A 20,444-nucleotide genomic window follows, 5' to 3' on the forward strand; every position below is an offset into this window, starting at 1 on the left:
GGGCAGGCGCTCAGTCGACGGCGGGGAACGCGGCGAACAGGCGCTCGAACCGCCTCCGCTGCGTCTCGCTCACGGGGCGAAGTACGGTCAGGTCGAGGCGGCACCGGGCGCCAGAGCCCTTGCGGGCCCAGGTGCCGACGACCTCGCCGCGACGCAGCGCAGTGCGGCGGAAGACGCCGTTGTTGCCGGGGGTGATCGCGCCGTGGCGCGCCTCGTCCATGAGGTAGAGCCGGTCGCGGTAGCCGAACACGAGCTCGTCGAATCCGGGCAGCAGCAGCTCCTTCATGGCCTCCTTCTCGAGCGCCGCGTACTCCTCGCGCAGGCCCGGCCGCCAGAACAGACGCTCCCCGTCCCCGCCACGGGCGGCCTCGGCGGTGGCGTGGAGGCGCCCGTCGGCGTCGGCGAAGCCGCTCTCGAGCTCGGCCTCGACCTGCGGCAGCGCCTCGCGCAGCAGGCGGAGGGGGAGCTTGGAGAACCAGGCGAGGTCCCGCTCCCCCGCCGGGCCGCGACTGGTGAAGTAGCGCCTGGCGAGCTCGCCCGCGGCGGCGGTGCGGTCGCCGCCGAAGGCACCCTCGAGGTCGCTGCCGGCCGGGAGCCAGGTCGGGGCGTGCACCACGGCGGTCTCGCCCTCGCGCCAGGGCCCGTAGCAGGCGTCGCCCATCGAGATCAGCTCGGCCAGCAGGTGGTAGCCGCGGCCGCCCTCCCAAGCGAGGCCCGCCTCCTCCCACGCCCGGCGCAGCTCGGCGCGCAGGATCCCCCGGCCGCCGGGGACCGAGTGCGGGGCGGCGACCTGCTCGAGCACCTCGCGGCCCCGGTCCACCTGGGCCTCGTCGAGTCCGAGCCGGCCGCGGCGCGCGATCGCGGCGCGCAGCGGTCCGGCGGCGCAGAGCTCGGTGAGCCACGCGAGGGTGCCGGCGGCGACGGCGAATACGGTGCCCCGCATCGGGTAGCCGCGCACGATCCGCCCCTCGTCGAGGGCGGCGAGCACGGGCTCGATGCTGCCGCCGCTGCGCAGGGCGAGGGAGGAGAGGACGCCGGGCAGGTCCTGGCCCTGGCTCGCGGCGAAGGCACGCGCCACCTCGGCGGGGCTGTCCGTGCGGGGCGGGCCGACGAGGCCCTGGGCGACGAGGCGATGGCCGGCGAAGTGTCGCGAGGTCATGGCACGAGAGTAGGGCGGGTGCGCGCCGGCGAGCGGGGACGGCGTGCAGGAGGCCGTGGGAGACCAGTACGGAGAGGCTACCCTCACCTTGTTTTCGCAGGTCAGGCTAGCCTCCCCTTGCTTGATTGGACTAAGTCCAGACACTAGGATCGGGGCATGAGCCTCGTCGACATGCCTTCCCGCCGTCCGCCCGTCACCGAATCCCCCGCCGCCCCCTCCCCTGCCGCGCCGCACGGGACCGTGCCATCCGCCGAGCGGCCTGCATCGCCCGCCGGACGGGCAGCGGCACCCGCCGACGAACGCACACCGTCGGCCGACCGGGACCCGCGTGCCTCCGTCTCGCGCGACCACGACGAGGACCGCACCACGCGCTCGGACCGCATCAACCAGCTGCGCGCCGGGGTGCTCGGCGCGAACGACGGCATCGTCTCGGTCGCGGGCCTCGCCGTCGGCGTCGCCGGCGCCACCACCGACACCCGCTGGCTGCTGATCGCGGGACTCGCCTCGCTGGTCGCAGGCGCGCTGTCCATGGCGATGGGCGAGTACGTCTCCGTCTCCACCCAGCGCGACACCGACCGCGCCCTCATCGCGCGCACCCGCGCCGACCTCGCCGCCGACCCCGCCGGCGAGCACCGGCACCTGCTCGCGGCGCTCACCGAGTCGGGGATCCCGGACGACGTGGTGGGCGAGGTCGCCGACTCGATGGAGCGCCACGACGCGCTCACCGCCCACACCCGCTTCCGCCACGGCGTGGAGCAGGGCACCGTCGTCTGGCCGCTGTCGGCGGCGCTGGCCTCGCTGCTCTCCTTCACCCTCGGCGGGATCATCCCGCTGCTCGCGATCCTCGCCAGCCCGCCCGTGCTGCGCCTGCCCGCGACGCTGGTCGCCGTCGTGGTCGCGCTCGCACTGCTGGGCGTGGTCAGCGCCCGCCTCGGCCAGGCCGACGCCCGCACCGCCACCGTGCGCACGATCATCGGCGGGGTGCTCGCGCTCCTGGTCACCTACGGGATCGGCGCGGCGCTCGGGGTCGCGATCGGCTGACCGCGCGACACACCCCACGGCTCACGCCTCGGCCCGGCACCTCCCGCGGTGCCGGGCCGTCGTGTCCCTGATCACCTCACGACGCACGGCCCCTCTGGACAGGTGTCCGATGAGTAGCCTCGACGGGCATCCCTTTTCCTCACCCTGACGAGAGTGCGCCATGACGACCCGACGCCCTTCCCGCCGCCCCGCCACGCCCTTCGCCCGCCGCGGCGTGCTGCTCGCGGCACCGACCCTCCTCCTCGCCGGCTGCGGGATGCTCCCCGGCGGCACGGACGACGAGAAGGGCGGCGATGCCGCCGCGGGGCAGGCGGACGAGGGCGCGGCCGACGGCGTCGCGGAAGCCGCGAACCCGGCGACCAGCGCGGTCGTCGACCTGCAGCCCACCGAGGTCACCGACGAGGCGGTCGCAGGCCGACTCATGTCCCGCCTCGAGACCTCCCAGACCCTGCTCGCCCCCAGAGTGAAGGCGACGGTCATCGCGAGCGGACTCGTGGACAGCCTCACCGCCGCCGACTACACCGCCCTCACCGGCGAGGAGCCCCCTGCGGCCGACGACGCCGAGGAGGGCACCGCGGCGGAGACGATCCTCCCCGGCGAGCGCAAGCAGTTCCTCCTCGCCGCCTGGGAGTCCACCGACTCCGAGTGGCAGCCCGCGGTCTTCACGTCCAACTCCACGACGCTGGACATCACCCACGGGGGAACACGACGAACATCCACGTGCCGCAGGCCGCGGAGGGAGATGCCGAGCGCAGCGGGATCGTGCTCGCGATCGTGGACCGTGACCCCGCGCCCGAGGCAGTGGGGCTGCGCGCCGAGATCCGCGACGAGGTCTCGGAGATCTCCCTCGTGGACGGATCGATCCTCGCCACCCCTTCCCCGTCGCTCCATGAACGGGAGCTCGGCGTCGAGGTCACGGATGCGGGCATCGTCGAGACGAAGGTCGACGAAGGCTGGACCTCCGGGGTCATGTCCGTGCGCGGCACGGTGAAGAGCGCGCTCCTCACCCCGTACATCGACACCCACGACCACGGCGGCAACCTGTTCTGGGCGGCGGCGGACGAGCTCCATCTCGTGGTGAACCTGGACTGGCAGCTGGACTACGCCGCGAACGTCATCGACCGGACCGAGGCCACGCTGACCCTCGAGGACGGCACCGAGCTGCGTCCCGTGCAGGGCACGGACCAGATCTTCCACGACAGCCACGGCACCCACATCGCGACCTTCACGATCCCCGCGGACGAGCGCTCCGCCACGCTCACCCTCTCGCCCCGCTTCACCCAGGTGATCGACGAGGACTTCGAGCAGGTCGAGGACCCGATCACCGCGACGCTCACCTTCTCCTGAGACGCTCGACGCCGCCGGGTCGCCGCACATGCGGCGACGCCGGCGGCGTCGGGGTCCGGTGGGCGCGGGGCGCCCGTCCGGTCACTTCTCGATCGAGACCTTCTCGATGACGACGTCCTCGAGGGGACGGTCGCGCATGTCCGTCTTGACCGCGGCGATCTCGTCGACGACCTTCTTGGAGTCCTCATCCGCGACCTCGCCGAACACGGTGTGCTTGCCCTGCAGGTGCGGGGTGGGGCCGACGGTGATGAAGAACTGCGAGCCGTTGGTGCCGGAGGGGCGACCGGTCAGCGCGTTGCGGCGGGTGCCGGCGTTGGCCATGGCGAGGACGTAGGGCTCGTTGAAGTTCTTCTCGGAGATCTCGTCGTCGAAGGTGAAGCCGGGGCCGCCGGTGCCGGTGCCCAGCGGGTCACCGCCCTGGATCATGAAGCCCGAGATGATGCGGTGGAAGACGACGCCGTCGTAGAACGGACGGGTGACCTTCTCGCCGGTCTCCGGATCGGAGAACTCCTTGGAGCCCTCAGCGAGGCCCACGAAGTTCTCGACGGTCTTGGGGGCGTGGTGCGGGAACAGCTCGATGCGGATGTCCCCGTGGTTGGTGTGCAGAGTTGCGAACATGGCGCAATCCTCCCACAGACCCGGTGCGCAGACCGTGCGCACGGCCGCTGCGCGGACCGGGCCTCTCCTCCACATCGCTGCGGCCTGCCACATCCTCCGCGACTCCGCATCCGCTGTGAACGCCGCCGGGTGGTCGCGTTAAGGTTGTGCCACACGGGTCGTGGCAGTCGTCGGCTGTCCCGGCCCAGGGACCACCGTCGGCCCGACCCGACGGATTCGACCGAAAGGGGAACCCCATGGCGCTTGGAACCAAGGCCGAGGCGAAGAAGGCCAAGAAGAAGGCCTCGAAGGCCGTCGAGGCGGCTGGAGCATCCAGCCAGAACGCCCAGAAGGCCGTCGAGGAGCTGCAGAAGCTCGCAGCCCAGGTGGGCCCGGTGGTGTCCGAGGGCGCCCGCGAGGCCCGCTCGAAGGCGACCGACCTGTACGGCCAGTACGTCCCCGAGGCGCAGCAGAGGCTGCGCGAGCAGGGCGACAAGCTCTCGCAGAACCTCGGCCCGCGCGCGGACAAGCTCCGTCACGACCTCGAGGACGACTACCTCCCCCGCGCCCGCAAGACCGCCGAGACCACCGGCACGGTGCTCAAGGCCGCCGTCGACGCGGCGCGCAAGGAGCTCGACAAGGGCCAGGGCGACATCCGCTCCGCGATCGTGGAGCCCACCCCGCAGAAGGAGAAGGGCCGCGCCGGCAAGGTGCTGCTCATCCTGGGCCTGGCCGCCGCCGGTGCCGCCGCGGGCTACATCGCCTGGCAGAAGACCCGTCCGGTCGAGGACCCGTGGGCGCCGCCCGCGGACTTCGCCCGCGCGCACTACCCCGCCTCGGCGGGCACCGAGTCCGACTCCTCGACCGTCTCCGACACCGTCGGCTCGGCCGACGCCGGCGACGTCGCCTGCGCCCTGAAGGGCGACTCCCACGGCGGGGACACCACCCCCAAGGAGGTCAAGGTCGACTCGGATCCCGAGGCCGGCTCGGCCGACGAGGAGAAGCGCGGCAACCACCGCGGCGACGCCTGATCCCAGGCCCTCCGCAGCGCGAACCACTCGCGTGACGCACGTGCCCGACGGCGCGGCGGTCCCGTCCCCGGACGAGGAGCGCCGCGCCGTCGGCGCGTCCGGGGACGCCGGCGAGCACAGTGGTGCGTGCGGAGTCGGCGGACCGAGCAGTCGCGAGGGCGGGAGGATCCAAACGGAGCGTCTGCGGCTCGCGCCGGTCACGGAGGCCGACGAAGCGGAGCTGTTCGCTCTCCATGCGGATCCGCGCGCCTTCGTCGAGGACTCGACGGAGCCGCTGACCGACCCGGCCCAGATGCGCTGGGTGCTCGCGCAGTGGCGCGAGAGCTGGGAGCGCCACGGGGCGGGCCACCTGACCGTACGGGCACGGGAGGGCGCCGACCTTCCGGTCGGCCTGCTGGGCGTGGTGGGTCTCGTCCCGCTCGCGCGCGACGTGGACCGGGCGAGGGACGCACGCCGGACCCACGGCCCCGCTCCTGGTGCCGACGACGGCTCCTGCGCCACGACCACCGCCCCTGCCAGGACCATGCTGAGCGCATACTGGCGACTCTCGCCCGAGGTGACCGGTCGCGGCGTCGCGACCGAGGCGATGCGCGCGGTGCTCGAGGCGCTGCCCGCGGGAGCACGGCACGGCCCCCACGCGGCAGGCAGCGACACGGGCCCGCACGAGGGCACAGCCCTGGACGACGCCACAGCCCTGGACGACGGCACAGTCCGGGATGACCGTACGGTCTTATTCGAGATCGTCGCGATCACGGACCGCGGGAACACGGCCTCGCTCGCCCTCGCCGCGCGCCTCGGTTTCGGCCCGGCCCCGGCGAGCCGCCCCGTGCCCGGAGGACGGGCCGACGACGTGCTCCTGCTGCTGGACCCGTCGGCGACCACCTGAGCGCGCGCGCCGGCACCCGCACCCGCCGGCCCGACCCCACCCCTCGCACTTCGCCGGCCCTGCCCACCGGTCACGTGGGCCAGGCGGCCCGCGCCATGACCCGCCGGCCCTCCTCCCTAGACTGGGGCGCATGCCTGCTGCCACGCCCGGCCCCGGGGCGGGCCGCTACGCCCCCTCCCCCAGCGGCGACCTGCACCTGGGCAACCTCCGCACCGCACTGTTGGCCTGGGCGCTGGCGCGCCGCACCGACCGCGCCTTCCACCTGCGGGTCGAGGACCTCGACCGGGTGCAGCAGGGCGCCGCGCAGCGCCAGCTGGAGGACCTCGAGGCGCTGGGCCTGGACTGGGACGGAGAGGTCGTCCGCCAGTCGGAGCGCGGCGCGGACCACGAGGCCGCGATCGGCTCCCTGACGGCGCAGGGCCTCGTCTACGAGTGCTACTGCACCCGGCGGGAGATCCTCGAGGCGCCGAGCGCACCGCACGCCCCGCCCGGCGCCTATCCCGGCACCTGCCGTGACCTCGCCCCCACCGAGCGCGAGGCCGGCCGCGCGCGGATGCGGGAGCTGCGACGGGAGCCCGCTCTGCGGCTGCGCGCCGAGGTGACGGAGTGGAGCGTGCAGGACCTCTGGGAGGGCGAGGTCCGCGGCACGGTCGACGACCTCGTGCTGCGCCGCGGCGACGGCGTGGTCGCCTACAACCTCGCTGTCGTGGTCGACGACGCCGCGGCCGGGGTCGACCAGGTGGTTCGCGGCGACGACCTGCTCAGCTCCGCCCCTCGCCAGGCCCATCTCGCGCACCTGCTGGGCCTTCCCGAGCCGACCTACGCTCACGTCCCGCTCGCGCTGAACACCTCGGGCGCGCGACTGGCCAAGCGCGACGGCGCGGTGACGCTGTGGGACCGTCTCGCCGCCGGGGAGAGCGCGGCCGACGTCGTCGAGCGGATCGGGGACTCGCTGGGAGTGCCGGGCTGCCGCTCCGCGGCCGATCTGCTGGAGTCCTGGGACCCGGCAGGGATGTCCCGTCGGCCGTGGGTGGTGGATCTGCCGGCCTGAGCCGCCAGGGCCGAGTCTGCCCCCGTCGGCCGACCGGAGCTGGAGCGAGCGGCCGGGTTCCTCCCGCCACACTTCAGCACGGACGGGGTCACAAAACTCAATACACGGATGTATCGTCACCCTGTGATGCGATACCTCCGTGCTCTCCTCACCGCGCTCTCCTCCGCACTGCACGCCGTCCTGTCCGCTCTCGGCACCGCCGGTGCCGCCCTCGGACGGGGCGCGTCCGCCGCGGGACGGGGCGCGGTCGCCCTGCTGCCCAGGGAGTGGAAGAAGCCGATCGCGGCGCTGTTCGTGACCGGACTGGCCCTCGTGCCGCTGGTCTACTCCGGCAACATGACCTGGTCGTTCATCGACCCGAGCAACAACCTGAACCACATCACCGCAGCCGTGGTGAACGAGGACACCGGCGCGGACGCGGAGAGTCCGGACGGGGAGGTCTCCCACATCGACGTGGGCGAGGAGTTCACGGAGACCCTGCTGGAGAAGGACCAGGAGAACCTCTACCACTTCGTGGAGGCCTCCCCCGCCGAGGCGCAGCGCGGACTGGCCGACGGCACCTTCGGCGCCACCATCACGATCCCCTCCGACTTCTCCGAGAACATCGCCTCCCTCGGCGGCGACGCGATGGAGGCGGCCCCTGCGATGATCACCGTGAGCACGAACGACTCGGTGAACTACGTCGGCGGCAACTTCACCAAGTCCGTCGGCACCGCGCTCACCGACGCATTGCGCGCCTCGGTGCTCGAGGAGTACCTCGACAAGATCTACGTCGGCTTCACGACGATCCATGACGGGATCGTGGACGCGGCCGACGGCGCCGCCGAGCTCTCGGACGGAGCGAGCGATCTCCACGACGGCACCGGCGACCTGGTCGACGGCACGACTGAGCTCACCGACGGCACCGGCCAGCTCGCGGACGGGTCCGCAGAGCTCGCCGCGGGCGCGGTCGACCTGCACTCCGGCAGCCTCGACCTCGTGGTGGGGCTGGATCAGCTCACCGCCGGCGCGGTCACGCTGCGCAACGGCGTCGCGACCCTCGACGCCGGTGCGCAGCAGCTCTCCGGCGGGCTGGCGACCCTCGACGAGAAGGGGCGGACGCTGCGCAGCGGCGCGGGCGAGCTCGCCGGCGGCGCCGAGCAGCTCGCGACCGGGGCGAGCGATCTCGCCGGCGGGGCGGGACAGGTCGCCGACGGCACCCAGCAGCTGGACGAGACCGTCACCGACGCCGCCGAGCGCGCCCGCGAGCTGGGCGTGACCGAAGAGAGCGTCCAGGCCACGAGCGAGGACCTGGTCACCGCGATCGACGACCTCGAGCGCGCGATCGACGGGATGCCGGAGCTGCTGGACGCCCCGGGCGAGGCCGCCGCCACCATCGCGGCCACCACCGAGAGCCTCGACGAGAAGGCCGGCGAGCTCGCCGAGACCGCCCGGAACCTCGACGAGTCCACGGGCGATCGCGCCCAGGACGCCCGCACCCTGCGCGAGGGCGCCGAGTCGATCGCCGGTGACATCGAGTCGCTCGACCAGGCCGTGCAGGACGCGGCCGAGGCCACCTCCACCTCGGCGCAGTCCGCCGAGACCTCCGAGGGCTCCGCCGGGGAGCTCGCCGACGGCGTCGACGAGCTCGCAGGACTCTGCGCCGAGGCCGACGCAGGCCCCGGCGAGGCGTCCGGCGGGGGCGGCGAGGGGTCCGAGCAGCCTTCCGCGGCCGAGTCAGCCGTCTGCCAGAAGGCGGAGGAGCTCGCCGGCACCACGCAGCAGGTCCGCGAGGACGCCGAGACCGCCACCGCCGACGCGGCCGAGGCCGACCGCCTCACCCGGACCGCCGCGGAGACCTCCACCGCCGTCGCCGACACCGCCGAGGGCATGAGCGACGCCGCCTCCGACATCGAGGAGTACATCGAGACCCTCTCCACCACCACCTCGGCACTCGCCGAGGGCGCCGCTGCTCTCGAGGGCACCACCTCGACCCTCGCCGAGGACACCTCGACCCTCAGCAGCGACCTCGGCACGGCGCGGGACGACCTCGCCTCCGCCGTCCCGTCGGCCGAGCCCGGCCAGAGCGCCTCCGACCTCGCCGCGGAGCTCGCCGACCAGGCCCGCACCGCCGCCCTCGCGCTGCCCGAGGCGTACCGCACCCTGGACCAGGGCGTGCAGGACATCCACCGTCTGAACTCCGGCGCCCGCGAGGTCGCCTCCGGCGCGGACCAGCTCGCCGCCGCGACGGGCACCGCCCGCGACGGCGCCCAGGACCTCGCCTCCGGCGTCACCCAGTACACCGACGGCGTCGGATCGGCCCGCGACGGCGCTGATCAGCTCGCCGACGGCACCGGCACCCTCAGGGACGGCGCCGGCACGCTCGCCGACAAGACGGGCGAGGCCCGCGACGGGGCGCAGCAGCTCGCCGACGGCACCGGCACCCTCGCGGACAGCTCGGCCGAGCTCGCCGACGGCGCCCGCCAGGTGGACGACGGCGCGACGCAGCTCGCCGACGGCGCGACCGACCTCGACGACGGCGCCGAGAAGCTCGACGACGGCTCGACCGAGCTCGCCGACAGCCTCTCCGACGCGAAGGACGACGTCCCCTCCTACTCCGACGAGGAGAGCAGCGCGCTCGCCGGCACCGCCTCGGACGCGGTGCAGATGGACTTCGAGCGCCAGCACGATCTGGGCCGTTTCGGCGAGGGCCTCGCTCCGCTGTTCCTCGCGATCAGCCTGTGGGTCGGCGGCATGGCGATCTTCCTGATGATGCCGCCGTTCTCCTCCGACGCGATGGCGCGCGGGACGGGCCCGGTGCGACTGCTGGCTGGCGGACTCATCCCCGCCTTCCTGCTGGGTCTCGTCCAGACGCTGATCGCCGTCGGGGCTCTGCACTGGTTGATCGGCCTCACCATCGACGACCTGCCGCTGATGTTCGGGCTCGCGGGGCTGACCTCGCTGGTGTTCGTCGCCCTGAACCACGGCTTCGGCGCCCTGTTCGGGCCGGTCGGGAAGTTCGTCGCCCTGGTGCTGATCGCGCTGCAGATCTCCGGGGCGGGCGGCACCTACCCGGTCCCGACCCTGCCGGGCTTCTTCCAGATGCTCCACCCGTACCTGCCGATGACCCATGCGGTCGACGCCTTCCGCGGAGCGATCGGCGGCGGCTGGATCGACCCGGCCGGGGACCTCACCTGGCTGTCGGGCTGGCTGGTGTTCGGCGTCGTCCTGGGGCTGCTCGGCGCGGTCGTCCAGCGGCGCCGCACGCTGCGCACGCTCGGCGCGGACGAGGGCGGACCGGACGGCGCGGACGAGGGGGAGCCGGAGCCCGCCACGGGCTCCGCCGCCCGGGCCTGAGGCGCCGGCGCTTCGCCTCGACAGCCGCGCCGGGTCGGCCCCGACAGGCCAGGCACCGCACCCCGGCGCCCGGCGCCCGGCGCCCGGCGCCCGGTGCCCCCGTGCCCCCGTGCCCCGTGCCCCGTGCCCCGTGCCCCGTGCCCCGTGCCCCGGCGGGAGCGTGGTCAGGTCATGGCGCAGGGCGTACCGCTATGCCTATATAGGCATAGTGGTACGCCCTGCGCCAATACCCGTCACCCCAGCACCTGCCCTCACTGGTCCTCTCGCCCGCCCGGTCGCCCCCATCCGCCCGGTCACCCACGGCGCCGCGTTATCGGTCGACGACCTCCGTCGAGCCTCGGCGACGTCGGTCCGAGCCCTGAGTCCCCATCGGCCGGCCGCCCCTGCCCGCTCCCTGCTCCTCGGCCTGTCCGGCTCCGCCCCTGCCGGTTCCCCGCACCTCCCCTCCACAGCCCTCGCTCGTCCACATCGCCGACCTCGCTCCTCAGCAGCGGCAATGTCATGGCTGTACTGAGGCGATGCAGATACCCGGGATCATCCATCGCTCAGACCTGCGCGCTGTCGGCATCGACGAGGCGGCGCGCCGACGATTCCTTCGACACGGTCTCATGCAGAGGGTGGACTCCTGGTACGTCCGGAGCACGGCGCCGGCCGACCTCGTCGCACTTCTGGGGCGGGGAGTGCGGCCGACCTGCGTCAGCGCTGCCCGGCACCACGGCCTGTGGATCCCTCTCCACGCCGGCGAGCACGTCTACCGTCCTCGCGCCCTTCCGAAGTCCGGCCGGTCGACGTCGCTCATCCTGCACGGCACTGAGATGAGGAGCTGGCCGGATAGCGATCCGGTCGCCGACCTCGAGCTGGCGCTCGAGCATGCCGGCCGGTGCCTCCCCGTTCGGGACGCGGCGATCCTTTTCGAGTCGGCGCTGAACAAGGAGCTGCTGACCTGGCATGTGGCGCAGCGGATCGTCTCCGGTCTCCCCTCCTCCCGACGGAGGCAGCTGGCCCGTGTCTCCCCGCTCGCCGAGTCCGGGACCGAGACGGCCGTGCGCTGGTGGCTTGAGTCGCTGCACGTGCCGGTCACGCCTCAGGTCGTCGTTCCGGGCGTGGGACGAGTGGATCTGAAGCTCGGCCAGAACTGGATCATCGAGTGCGACAGCGTCCAGTTCCACGACAACCCCCGGCAGTACCACCTGGACCGGGCACGGGATCTGCAGCTGCAGGCCCGCCGCTACACCGTGACGAGGCTGACCTGGGAACAGGTCTTCCTCGACTGGGAGCGGACCTCCGAGCTGCTGCTCACGATCCTCCGCCGACGGGAGCACCGCCGCCCTCTCGCCTCCTGAACGTGACGCCTCACGGGGTGTGGCGGTGGGCGTGGTCAGGTCATGGCGCAGGGCGTACCTCTATGCCTATATAGGCATAGAGGTACGCCCTGCGCCAGCACCCGTCCATTCCCCTCGGCTCCGACGGGCCCGCCGATGCGGTCGTCCATGCCGATGGCGCGGGCGAGGTCGGTGACGTCGCCGCCGGTGGCCTCACACAGTCCGCGATCGCGTTGATGAAGGAGATCTTGGTGGCGAGGAAGGCGTTGGCGGAGACCTTCACCAGCTCCGAGGTCTCGAAGCCCATCAGCAGGCGCGGCACCTCGCCGGCGATCAGCCGCGCGTAGACCGCATCCAGCAGCGCGATCTGCGCATCGGCCGCGGGGGTGCCGGGCTCGGCCACGCCGTAGACGAGGCGGTCGGGGGCGAGGGTGTCCTGGACGGCGAAGCCCTCGCGCAGGAACTCGGGCTTCCACATCAGGTCCGCGCCGGGCACCGCGGTGAGCTGGGCGCGCAGTCGGCGGGCGGTGCCGACAGGGACGTTGGACTTGCCGACGACCAGGGTCGGCGAGGGCAGGAGAGGAGCAGGTGCCCGGCGGGGCGCGGGTCAGGCCTCGGGGTCGTCGGCCTCCAGCAGCCAGGTCGCCAGGCGGCTGTCGGGGTCGTCGGCGAGGCGGTCGGGGTGGCCGTCCTCGACCAGGCGCCCGTCCTCGAACCACAGCACCCGGTCGGCGCCGCGCACGGTCTCGGGGTCGCGGCTGTGGATCAGCACGGTGCGGCCCTCCCCCAGCGCATCGAGCGCGGCGAGCACCTCGGCGCGCTCGCGCGGGGCGAGCTCGGCGTCGGCGCGGTCCAACAACACCACCGGCGCATCGCGCAGCAGGGCGCGGGCGATCGCGATGCGGCGCCGGCGCCCGTCGGTGAGCGCGGCCCCGCGGCGCACCAGCAGCGTCTCGTACCCGTTCGGCAGCTCGGAGTGGAGGACGTCGGCGCCGCTGCGGCGTGCGGCCTCGGCGACCTCCAGGTCGTCCGCCTCGGGCCGGCCGGCGCGGATGTTCTCGCGCACGGTCTCGGAGAACAGCGCCGGCTCGCGCTGGACGACGGCGAGGGCGCCGCGCAGGTCCGCCAGCGACAGGGAGCGGGTGTCGTAGCGGTCCAGCAGCACCCGCCCGGTCTCGGGCTGGTCGAAGCGCAGCAGGTAGGACAGCAGGGCGGAGGCCTCGGCGCCGCTGCGGTCCATGAGCGCGACGCGCTGACCGGCGGGGATGACGACGGAGATGCCGTCGAAGCGGGGGCCGCGCTCGGCGTGCGCGGTGATCGCGGAGAACACGACCTCGCCGCGCAGGCGGCCGACGCCGAGGGTGCGGGGCGGCTCGCCGATCGCGGCGGTGCGGGAGAGGAGGTCGGAGAGCCCGGACGCGGCGGCGACGGCGGCGGCGATCTCGACGCGGGAGCGGACGATCGCGCCGGCCAGGGGGACCGCGGCGAGGGTCGCGGCGAGCACGACGACGAGGTCGCCGGCGCTCTCGCCGCCGCCGAGCAGGAGCACGGCGACCGCACCGGCCGCGCCGATGAGGGCGTGCGCGGCCAGGCCCAGCACCCGGCCGCGGCGGGCGGCGGAACGGGAACGGGCGGCACGGGCCCCGACCTCGGCGAGGGTGCCGGCGGCGCGGTCCTCGAGGCCGTAGGACTGCACGGTTCGGGTCGCGGCGAGGAGCTCCTGGGCGGTGTCCGCGAGGGCGGCGGCGTCCGTCCTGGCGGCGGTCTCGCGGCGTGCCCCGCTGCGTCCGGTCAGGATGCTGACCAGGGCGGCGAGGACTGCGGCCAGGATCGGCACGGGAGCCAGGGTCGGGGCGATCACGAGCACCGTGATCAGCAGCGTGACCAGTGCGATCACGGCGCCGAGGAGGCGTGGTCCGGCACGGCCGACGAGGTCGCGCAGGCTCGCCACGTCCTCGAGCAGCGGGGTCGCGGCGCCCTCGAGGTCCTCGATGTCCCGGCCGGGGCTGAGGCGATGGAGGTGGTGGAGCAGGCGGGAGCGCAGTCCGGTCGCGGCGCGGGAGCCGGCGCCGTCCAGGGATGTGGACGCGAGCGCGCGCAGTCCCACCCCGATCAGGGCGGCCGCGGCGAGCCCGAACGCGGCGGGGAGGGCGGAGGCCGCGCCGGTGCTGCTCGCGGCATCGAGGCCGCTGCGCAGGGCGAGGGGCGACAGGGCCAGGGCGATCGTGCCGAGGACCAGGGTGATCCCGCCCGTGGCCAGGGCGGGTCGCTGGGGGCGGAGGTGCGGGGCGAGCAGCTCGAGCGTCGCGGCGAGGGTGCCGCCGGGCCGTGCGGGCGGAGTGGGAGCGGACTCGGAAGCGGGTTCGGGGGCGGGCTCGGTCGGTCGCTGCGGTGCGGGCTGCGCCTCGTCGTGGCGGGCCGCGGCCGCGCCGGGCTGCGAGGGGCCGTGCGGCGGGCGGTGCGGGGCGCGCGTCGACCCGGCGGCGCTGTCGTTCTCGGAGGCCGCGCGCTGCAGGTCCGCTCCTGCCGTGCCGAGGGGAGCGCCCGTGACGGGCGGAACGTCGGACGATGCGGCAGCGACCTGCGCGGCGCCGACCTGCGGGGCGGAATCCTGCGACGCGGCGGTCTGCGGGTCGGCGCCGAGCGGCTGGTCCACCACGTGCCAGTGCTCCCCGGACTCGGGGTCGCGGTCGGGATCGGCCTCCGGCGCGGTCGGGGCGTCGACGAAGGCCTCGTCCGCGGAGAGCTCGGCCGGGGCCTGCTCCGCGGGGGCCGGGCCGTCCGCGGCGATCGCGACGGAGGGATGAGCGAGGACGGGCTCGGCCGGGGAGGGGTCGGTGACTGGCAGCTCGTCGGTGGGCGGCTCGGCCCCGACGGCGGGATGCTGCGGAAGCGGTTCGTGGCCGGCGCGCGACTCCACCGGGCCCTGCAGCCACTCCTCCGCGCTCGAGCCGCCGTCCGGCCGCTCCCCCGAGGGATCGTCGACGCCCTGCACGGCCCAGGCGTCCTCCGCCTCGGCCGCGGACCACACGGGGTGCGAGGGCCGCTCCGAGACGGTCCCGGCTGCGGGGCCGGGCGGGTCCGGCGCGTCGGCCGGCTCGGGGCCCGGCTGCTCGGGGGTGGCATGCGCGGTCATCGGCTCGTCTCCTGCTCCTCTGGTGCGCCCCGCGCTGCCGCGGGCGTCCTCCAGTGTGGCATCACGACGCCGTCGCGCCGTCGGCCGCGCCTCGCGGCCGGGTCCCGCCCCCGGAGCGCCACGCCCCGCATCGCCTCCCCTACGCCCTCTCCCCCTGCGCCCCGAGCGAAACCCGACCCTCTCCCCTGGCCGCCCCCGGATCCCACCAGTACAGTTTTCAAGGACACAGCTTCCACGCCGCCCCGTCGGCCGCCGTTCCCGCGCTCCGACTGCACCCACTCCCTCCGGAGGATCCGATGACCACGTCCCAGGACGCCCCGACCGACGCCGCCCCGCTAATCACGGTCGACGTGTGGACCGACGTGGTCTGCCCGTGGTGCTACGTCGGTGAGGCCCGCCTCCACGATGCGATCGAGGCCGAGGGGCTGACCGGCCAGGTGCACGTGCGCGCGCATTCCTTCGAGCTCGACCCCAGCTCCCCCGTCGGCGGCACGCAGGACAACATCGAGCACCTCGTCCGCGCCAAGGGCATGCCGGCCGAGCAGGTGCGCGAGATGGAGGCGCAGATCAAGGCGATGGCCGAGGAGATCGGCCGCGAGTACACCACCGAGCGGCCGATGGCGAACACCCGCGGCGTGCACCGCGTGATGCAGGCCGTCGGCGCGGAGCACGGGGCCGACGCCGCGACCGCGTTCTTCCTCGAGCTGCAGCGCGGCTATTTCACCGGAGCACTGAACCCCTTCGAAGCCGACGTGGTCATCGCCCACGCCGTCTCCGCCGGGCTCGAGGAGCAGGTCGCGCGCGAGGCGCTCGAGGGCGGCGCGCACGACGAGGCGGTCGAGGCGGAGGTGCGGGAGGCGGCGTCGATGGGTGCCCGCGGCGTGCCGTTCTTCCTGTTCAACGACAAGTACACGGCGCCCGGCGCACTGCCGACGGACGCCTTCCGCCAGGCGCTGCGGCAGATCGCCGAGGAGGCGCGGGCCGAGCGCGGCGAGGCGGAGAAGGCATGAGCGACATCGACCGCACGCACGACGACGCCGACGCGACGGCAGGCCACACGGCCGCGGGCTCCGCCGCGCGCCCTGTCGACGCACTGGTGGACGCCGCGACGGCGGACGCCGCACCATCGGAGGTCGCCCGATCCGACTCGACGAAGCCCGAGACAGCACCCCAGCCCCTGACCTCGCTCTCCTCGCTGCTGGGCGGCTCCTTCGCGGGCGGACAGGCCTGCGACGCCGACGGGAACTGCGACTGACGGTGCGCGTCCGGGCGGCGTGAGGCGTCGCGGGTCCGGGGCGCGCCGTCCGCCGCGAGCGCCGCAAGCTCCACGCACTGCACGCCCCACGCATCGCACGCCGAACACCCCTCCGCCCCGCACACACAGCACGGCGCCGACCTCCTACGAGGTCGGCGCCGTGCTCGTCTGCAGCGATGCTCAGCGGGCCAGCAGCTCCTCGGTGCCGGTGCCCGGCAGGCTCAGGGTGACCGGGGTGCCCCACGGGTCCTCGACCCGGACCGAGCGGCCGGTGTCGGCGAAGGACAGGCCCGCGCGGCTGAGACGGGCGGTCAGTGCGTCGAGGTCCTCGCGGCCGGGGAGGGTGATCGCCACGTCGGCGAGGCCCAGGGAGGTCGCGCGGGGGCCGGCGCCGCGGCTGTTCCAGCTGTTCATCGCGACATGGTGGTGGTAGCCGCCGGCCGCGGCGAACAGGGCGCCCGGGTGGGAGCCGACGGTGGTCTCGAAGCCGAGGGTGTCGACATAGAAGTGTCGAGCGGCGTCCACGTCGCCCACCTGCAGGTGGACGTGGCCGACGATGCCGGGGCGCATGCCCGGGGTGGCGCCGGCCTCGTCAGTCAGGTGCTCGGCGAGGTACTTGTTCGGGTCGATGAACAGGGTGTCCATCGCGACCTGGCCGTTGGTCCACTGCCACTGGTCGCGGGGGCGATCCCAGTACAGCTCGATGCCGTTGCCCTCGGGGTCGGTGAAGTAGAAGGCCTCAGAGACGAGGTGGTCGCCGGTGCCGGCGAAGCGGGAGCGGGGGTCCTGCGCGGCGCGGAGCACGGTGCCGGCGAGGGAGGCCTGGTCCTCGAAGAGGATCGCGGTGTGGAACAGGCCGGCCTGGCTCGGGTCGACGCCGGGCAGCCCCGGGGTCGCGACGAGGCGGAAGATGGGGGCGTCGCCGCGGCCGAGCACGCGGTGGACCTCGCCGCCCACGCGGGTGCGCTCCTCGATCGGCTGCAGCGCGAGGGCGTTCTCGTAGTAGGAGCTCATCAGCTCGAGGTCGCCGACGCGCAGGGTGACGGCGTCCATGGCGAGGTCGGCGGAGAGGTGCTGCTCGCCGACGGTCCGGGCGGAGGCGGAGGTGGAGGTCTGGGGAGCGACGGTCATGATGTGCCTTTCGTGCGGCGGGCGTTGGGACCAGCATGCGCCGGGTTAATATAAACTTCAAGCATTAACTGTTCGTGGGTGCGCCACGCCACAGCTGCGGGCCCACGGAGCGCGTGGGGCCGATGAGGTGGCGGGCCGACGGGCAGGTGCTGGGCATCCCCGGACAGGACCGAGGGCGGTGAGCACTGCCCACCGCCCTCGTGCCGAGTCCGCTCTCCCCTGCCGACCCGGGGTCCTCCCGCCTCGACCCCCGTTGCCGAGGGGAGGCGATGAATAGACAGTAGGCCCGTCGAGGGCTCGTCCCGGGGGACTCAGGTCCCGTCGAGCGGACACCGCTCTGCCGGCGGTGTCGCGCACGGGCCGATGATGGGGCGAGGTGCATACATGGCCTGCTCGCACCACCTTCGGCCCGTCGACACGGAGGCTCCCGGTTGCAGCGCCGGTCCGGATCAGTCCCCGGCGCGCAGCAGCGGCGGGACGAGCGAGGTGCCGGAGCCCGCGCGGTACAGCCGGGCCGGGCGTCCGCCCGTCGGCGCCGCGTGGCGGTCCAGCTCCATCAGGAAGCCTTCGGAGCGGGTGGCCTTGCGGTGGAAGTTCCCGGCGTCCAGCGAACGGCCCCAGACGCTCTCGTACACCCCGCGCAGCTGCGAGATCGTGAACTCCTCGGGCAGGAAGGTCACCGCCAGGGTCGTGTACTCGAGCTTGCTGCGCGCCCGCTCGATCGAGGCCTCGAGCACGGTGGCGTGGTCGAAGGCGAGGGAGATGCCGTCGAGGTCGGCGATCGACCACCAGCGCGCGTCGGCCACGTCCTCGCCGCGGCGGGGGTCGGGCAGGTCCGCGCCGAGGGCCATGAACGCGACGGAGACGACGTGCCCGCGCGGGTCACGGCCCGGGGTGCCGAAGGTGCGCACCTGCTCGAGGTGCACGGCGCCGCTGCCCAGCGACGCTTCGTCGGAGAGCACCCGGTAGGCGGCGCCGTCCAGGTCCTCGCCGTACTCGATGAAGCCGCCCGGGAGCGCCCACGCCCCCTTGTGCGGCTCGTCGTGGCGCTGGATCAGCAGCACGCTCAGCGCGCCGTCACGGAGCGTCAGGACGATCAGATCGACCGCGACGTGGATGGCGGGGGCGCTGCTCTGGGGCGAGGAGGACATGCGTCCACGATAGGCGGGGTTCTGGTCACAGTGACACCAGATGGCCGAGCGACTTGCAGGTGCACTCCGCGCAGGCGCATGAACTGCACCAACAGTGGCCGACGGGAAGCGCGCCCCGGCGCGTCGCCCGTCGGCCCGGCCGGCTCACTCGGAGAGCCAGCGGTCCCACTTGTGGGCGCGGTGCTCGGCCTCGACCAGGCGGACCGTCCCGGAGGTGGAGCGCATGACGATCGACTCGGTGACGATGCGGTCGTGGCGGTAGCGCACGCCGCGCAGCAGGTCGCCGTCGGTGATGCCGGTCGCCGCGAAGTAGCAGTTGTCGGAGGTGACCAGGTCGTCCGTGGTCAGCACGCGGTCCAGGTCGTGGCCGGCGTCGATCGCCCTCTGCCGCTCCTCGTCGTCGGTCGGGGCGAGGCGGCCCTGGATCATGCCGCCGGTGGCCTTCACCGCGCAGGCGGCGATGATGCCCTCGGGGGTGCCGCCGGTGCCCAGCAGCATGTCCACCCCGGCACCGCGGGCGGCGGCGATCGCGCCGGCCACGTCGCCGTCCATGATGAACTTGACGCGCGCCCCGGCGGCGCGGATCTCGCTGACCAGCGCCTCGTGGCGCGGCCGCTCGAGCACGCACACGGTGACCTGGTTGACGGGCTTGTCCAGCGCCTTGGCGACGAGCTTGATGTTCTGCTCGATCGGCAGGCGGAGGTCCACGTACTCCGCCGCCTCGGGCCCCACCACCATCTTCTCCATGTAGAACACGGCCGAGGGGTCGTACATGCTGCCCTTCTCGGCGACCGCGAAGACGGCGAGGGCGTTGTCGTAGCCGAGCGCGGTGAGGCGGGTGCCGTCGATCGGGTCGACCGCGACGTCGACGTCCGGGCCGGTGCCGTCGCCGACCTGCTCCCCGTTGAACAGCATCGGGGCCTCGTCCTTCTCGCCCTCGCCGATCACGACCGTGCCGTTCATCCGGACGGTGTCCATGAAGGAGCGCATGGCGTCGACCGCGGCGCCGTCGGCCCGGTTCTTGTCGCCCGCGCCCACCCAGCGGCCGCCGGCGATGGCGGCGGCCTCGGTGACGCGCACGAGCTCGAGGGCGAGGTTGCGATCGGGGGCGGTGGAGGTCGCGGAGGGCGGCGTGGCGGCGGGCGGGGTCATGGGGGTCTCCCTCGTCGTCGAGTGCGGGTCGTCGCATTCGTACGCCGGGCGTCCTGACCTGCCGGAGCGACGGGCCGATCGGTGCCTGACGTGCGTCTCCGACTGTAGCCGACCGACGCCGCCCGGCGGGCTGCTCCGCCCGGGAAACCCTCCCGCGCCCGCGGCGGCCTGCCTCCACGGCAGGGTTGGCTCGGCGGTGAGCATTGGCGTCGGCGCGTGTGCGGATCCAGCCGCACACAAATGCGCTCTCTTCGCGACCTCAAGTCCCTAGAACAGCTGAGGTCACGCAGAGAGCGCAGAATTATGCGGGGGCGGCCGACGGGGCGGGCCTGCTGGCGGCCGACGGGGAAGGCCCGGGTGGCTGGTGTCCGACTGGGGCCCAGCCGGGTCAGGACGCGACGGGAGTGAGGTTGTCGCGGGCGGCCCGGTCCTTGATCCCGGCGCGCAGGGCGACGAAGAGTGCGACCAGGCCGACGGTCAGGACGATGTGGCCGAGCCCGGCGATGCCCGGGATCGCGGCCGTGGTGGTCGAGGGGTCCTGCCCGTCGAGGGTGAGGACGCCGCGCACGGCCTGCATCACCACCGTCATCACCAGGCCGATGTTGTAGGTCCAGTAGAAGACGGAGAAGGAGCGTCGGCCGCTGAGACCGAAGAGCGCGTCGAGGGCGAGGACCACGAGGAAGACGATCATCCCGAGCGCGAGGAAGTGCGTGTGGAGGGTGGCGAGCTGGGTGTCCATACCGAGGGTGTCGGTGGCCTTCGTGCACTCGCGGTAGAACAGCCCCGAGACGAGGCCGAGGATCATGTAGGCGAAAGCGGTGTTCATCAGGCGGTTCATGCTCTCGAGCC

General features: G+C 73.8%; 16 protein-coding genes and 1 pseudogene. 9 read left to right on the top strand and 8 right to left on the bottom strand.

The features are described 5' to 3' along the window. Nucleotides 1-10: 10 nt before the first annotated feature. On the bottom strand, nt 11-1,159 hold the full coding sequence (locus tag RBL05_RS09430; protein ID WP_308739719.1) for a DNA glycosylase AlkZ-like family protein: 1,149 nt from the start codon (nt 1,157-1,159) through the stop codon (nt 11-13). A gap of 156 nt (nt 1,160-1,315) precedes the next feature. On the opposite strand from RBL05_RS09430, the gene RBL05_RS09435 reads away from it, so the two are divergent. Both RBL05_RS09435 and RBL05_RS09440 read left to right on the top strand, forming a co-directional pair. After that, nucleotides 1,316-2,200, top strand: coding sequence for a VIT family protein (locus tag RBL05_RS09435; protein WP_308739718.1), 885 nt, complete (start codon nt 1,316-1,318; stop codon nt 2,198-2,200). A gap of 720 nt (nt 2,201-2,920) precedes the next feature. Beyond that, nucleotides 2,921-3,547 carry a hypothetical protein gene (locus tag RBL05_RS09440; RefSeq protein ID WP_318603608.1) on the top strand — a complete coding sequence of 209 codons (627 nt, stop codon included), beginning with the start codon at nt 2,921-2,923 and terminating at the stop codon, nt 3,545-3,547. 81 nt (nt 3,548-3,628) lie between these two features. Here the strand turns inward: RBL05_RS09440 and RBL05_RS09445 are convergent, their stop codons facing one another. Continuing rightward, nucleotides 3,629-4,165: a peptidylprolyl isomerase gene (locus RBL05_RS09445; protein WP_263309974.1), complete on the bottom strand. Its 537-nt coding sequence runs from the start codon at nt 4,163-4,165 to the stop codon at nt 3,629-3,631. 236 nt (nt 4,166-4,401) lie between these two features. Here RBL05_RS09445 and RBL05_RS09450 point away from each other — a divergent pair, with 236 nt between their 5' ends. The 5 genes from RBL05_RS09450 to RBL05_RS09470 all read left to right on the top strand — a co-directional run bounded on the left by RBL05_RS09450 (nt 4,402) and on the right by RBL05_RS09470 (nt 11,791). Beyond that, nucleotides 4,402-5,175: a hypothetical protein gene (locus RBL05_RS09450; protein WP_308739716.1), complete on the top strand. Its 774-nt coding sequence runs from the start codon at nt 4,402-4,404 to the stop codon at nt 5,173-5,175. Nucleotides 5,176-5,206: 31 nt separating this feature from the next. After that, nucleotides 5,207-6,061 (top strand): GNAT family N-acetyltransferase, encoded by an 855-nt coding sequence (locus RBL05_RS09455; protein ID WP_308739715.1) that lies wholly within the window; start codon nt 5,207-5,209, stop codon nt 6,059-6,061. Between the two features lie 130 nt (nt 6,062-6,191). Further along, nucleotides 6,192-7,112 (top strand): tRNA glutamyl-Q(34) synthetase GluQRS, encoded by a 921-nt coding sequence (gluQRS, locus tag RBL05_RS09460; RefSeq protein WP_308739714.1) that lies wholly within the window; start codon nt 6,192-6,194, stop codon nt 7,110-7,112. A gap of 126 nt (nt 7,113-7,238) precedes the next feature. Beyond that, entirely contained in the window at nt 7,239-10,448 is a 3,210-nt protein-coding gene (locus tag RBL05_RS09465) for a YhgE/Pip domain-containing protein (protein WP_308741188.1), read from the top strand. Between the two features lie 815 nt (nt 10,449-11,263). Further along, nucleotides 11,264-11,791: a hypothetical protein gene (locus tag RBL05_RS09470; protein ID WP_308739713.1), complete on the top strand. Its 528-nt coding sequence runs from the start codon at nt 11,264-11,266 to the stop codon at nt 11,789-11,791. A 131-nt stretch (nt 11,792-11,922) separates the two neighbouring features. Here the strand turns inward: RBL05_RS09470 and RBL05_RS09475 are convergent. Together RBL05_RS09475 and RBL05_RS09480 are read right to left on the bottom strand one after the other, a co-directional pair. Then, nucleotides 11,923-12,353: pseudogene (locus tag RBL05_RS09475) on the bottom strand (UDP-glucose 6-dehydrogenase); the annotation flags it as partial. A gap of 24 nt (nt 12,354-12,377) precedes the next feature. Beyond that, entirely contained in the window at nt 12,378-14,906 is a 2,529-nt protein-coding gene (locus RBL05_RS09480) for an ATP-binding cassette domain-containing protein (protein WP_318603609.1), read from the bottom strand. A gap of 296 nt (nt 14,907-15,202) precedes the next feature. Between RBL05_RS09480 and RBL05_RS09485 the strand changes: the two genes are divergently transcribed. Next, nucleotides 15,203-15,916: a DsbA family oxidoreductase gene (locus tag RBL05_RS09485; RefSeq protein WP_318603610.1), complete on the top strand. Its 714-nt coding sequence runs from the start codon at nt 15,203-15,205 to the stop codon at nt 15,914-15,916. Beyond that, entirely contained in the window at nt 15,913-16,161 is a 249-nt protein-coding gene (locus RBL05_RS09490) for a hypothetical protein (RefSeq protein ID WP_318603611.1), read from the top strand. Before RBL05_RS09485 ends, RBL05_RS09490 begins: the two co-directional genes overlap by 4 nt. 180 nt (nt 16,162-16,341) lie before the next feature. Here RBL05_RS09490 and RBL05_RS09495 read toward each other — a convergent pair whose 3' ends face one another. From RBL05_RS09495 to RBL05_RS09510, 4 genes are all read right to left on the bottom strand, one after another. Beyond that, on the bottom strand, nt 16,342-17,292 hold the full coding sequence (locus RBL05_RS09495) for a VOC family protein (RefSeq protein ID WP_308739711.1): 951 nt from the start codon (nt 17,290-17,292) through the stop codon (nt 16,342-16,344). Between the two features lie 449 nt (nt 17,293-17,741). Continuing rightward, the gene (locus RBL05_RS09500; protein WP_308739710.1) at nt 17,742-18,443 is read right to left on the bottom strand and encodes an NUDIX hydrolase; all 702 of its coding nucleotides are present in this window, start codon (nt 18,441-18,443) and stop codon (nt 17,742-17,744) included. A gap of 144 nt (nt 18,444-18,587) precedes the next feature. After that, entirely contained in the window at nt 18,588-19,595 is a 1,008-nt protein-coding gene (glpX, locus tag RBL05_RS09505) for a class II fructose-bisphosphatase (protein ID WP_308739709.1), read from the bottom strand. Nucleotides 19,596-19,983: 388 nt separating this feature from the next. Further along, nucleotides 19,984-20,433 (bottom strand): DUF2871 domain-containing protein, encoded by a 450-nt coding sequence (locus RBL05_RS09510; RefSeq protein WP_308739708.1) that lies wholly within the window; start codon nt 20,431-20,433, stop codon nt 19,984-19,986. Nucleotides 20,434-20,444: the final 11 nt, after the last annotated feature.

It is taken from the genome of Brachybacterium sp. GU-2 (assembly GCF_030866705.2).
Lineage (GTDB): Bacteria > Actinomycetota > Actinomycetes > Actinomycetales > Dermabacteraceae > Brachybacterium > Brachybacterium conglomeratum.

Bases quoted from the DNA above. Each gene is read 5' to 3' on its own strand.
- RBL05_RS09430 (WP_308739719.1), bottom strand. From the start codon at position 1,159: ATGACCTCGCGACACTTCGCCGGCCATCGCCTCGTCGCCCAGGGCCTC.
- RBL05_RS09435 (WP_308739718.1), top strand. From the start codon at position 1,316: ATGAGCCTCGTCGACATGCCTTCCCGCCGTCCGCCCGTCACCGAATCC.
- RBL05_RS09445 (WP_263309974.1), bottom strand. From the start codon at position 4,165: ATGTTCGCAACTCTGCACACCAACCACGGGGACATCCGCATCGAGCTG.
- RBL05_RS09450 (WP_308739716.1), top strand. From the start codon at position 4,402: ATGGCGCTTGGAACCAAGGCCGAGGCGAAGAAGGCCAAGAAGAAGGCC.
- gluQRS (WP_308739714.1), top strand. From the start codon at position 6,192: ATGCCTGCTGCCACGCCCGGCCCCGGGGCGGGCCGCTACGCCCCCTCC.
- RBL05_RS09465 (WP_308741188.1), top strand. From the start codon at position 7,239: ATGCGATACCTCCGTGCTCTCCTCACCGCGCTCTCCTCCGCACTGCAC.
- RBL05_RS09470 (WP_308739713.1), top strand. From the start codon at position 11,264: ATGAGGAGCTGGCCGGATAGCGATCCGGTCGCCGACCTCGAGCTGGCG.
- RBL05_RS09480 (WP_318603609.1), bottom strand. From the start codon at position 14,906: ATGACCGCGCATGCCACCCCCGAGCAGCCGGGCCCCGAGCCGGCCGAC.
- RBL05_RS09485 (WP_318603610.1), top strand. From the start codon at position 15,203: ATGACCACGTCCCAGGACGCCCCGACCGACGCCGCCCCGCTAATCACG.
- RBL05_RS09490 (WP_318603611.1), top strand. From the start codon at position 15,913: ATGAGCGACATCGACCGCACGCACGACGACGCCGACGCGACGGCAGGC.
- RBL05_RS09495 (WP_308739711.1), bottom strand. From the start codon at position 17,292: ATGACCGTCGCTCCCCAGACCTCCACCTCCGCCTCCGCCCGGACCGTC.
- RBL05_RS09500 (WP_308739710.1), bottom strand. From the start codon at position 18,443: ATGTCCTCCTCGCCCCAGAGCAGCGCCCCCGCCATCCACGTCGCGGTC.
- glpX (WP_308739709.1), bottom strand. From the start codon at position 19,595: ATGACCCCGCCCGCCGCCACGCCGCCCTCCGCGACCTCCACCGCCCCC.
- RBL05_RS09510 (WP_308739708.1), bottom strand. From the start codon at position 20,433: ATGAACCGCCTGATGAACACCGCTTTCGCCTACATGATCCTCGGCCTC.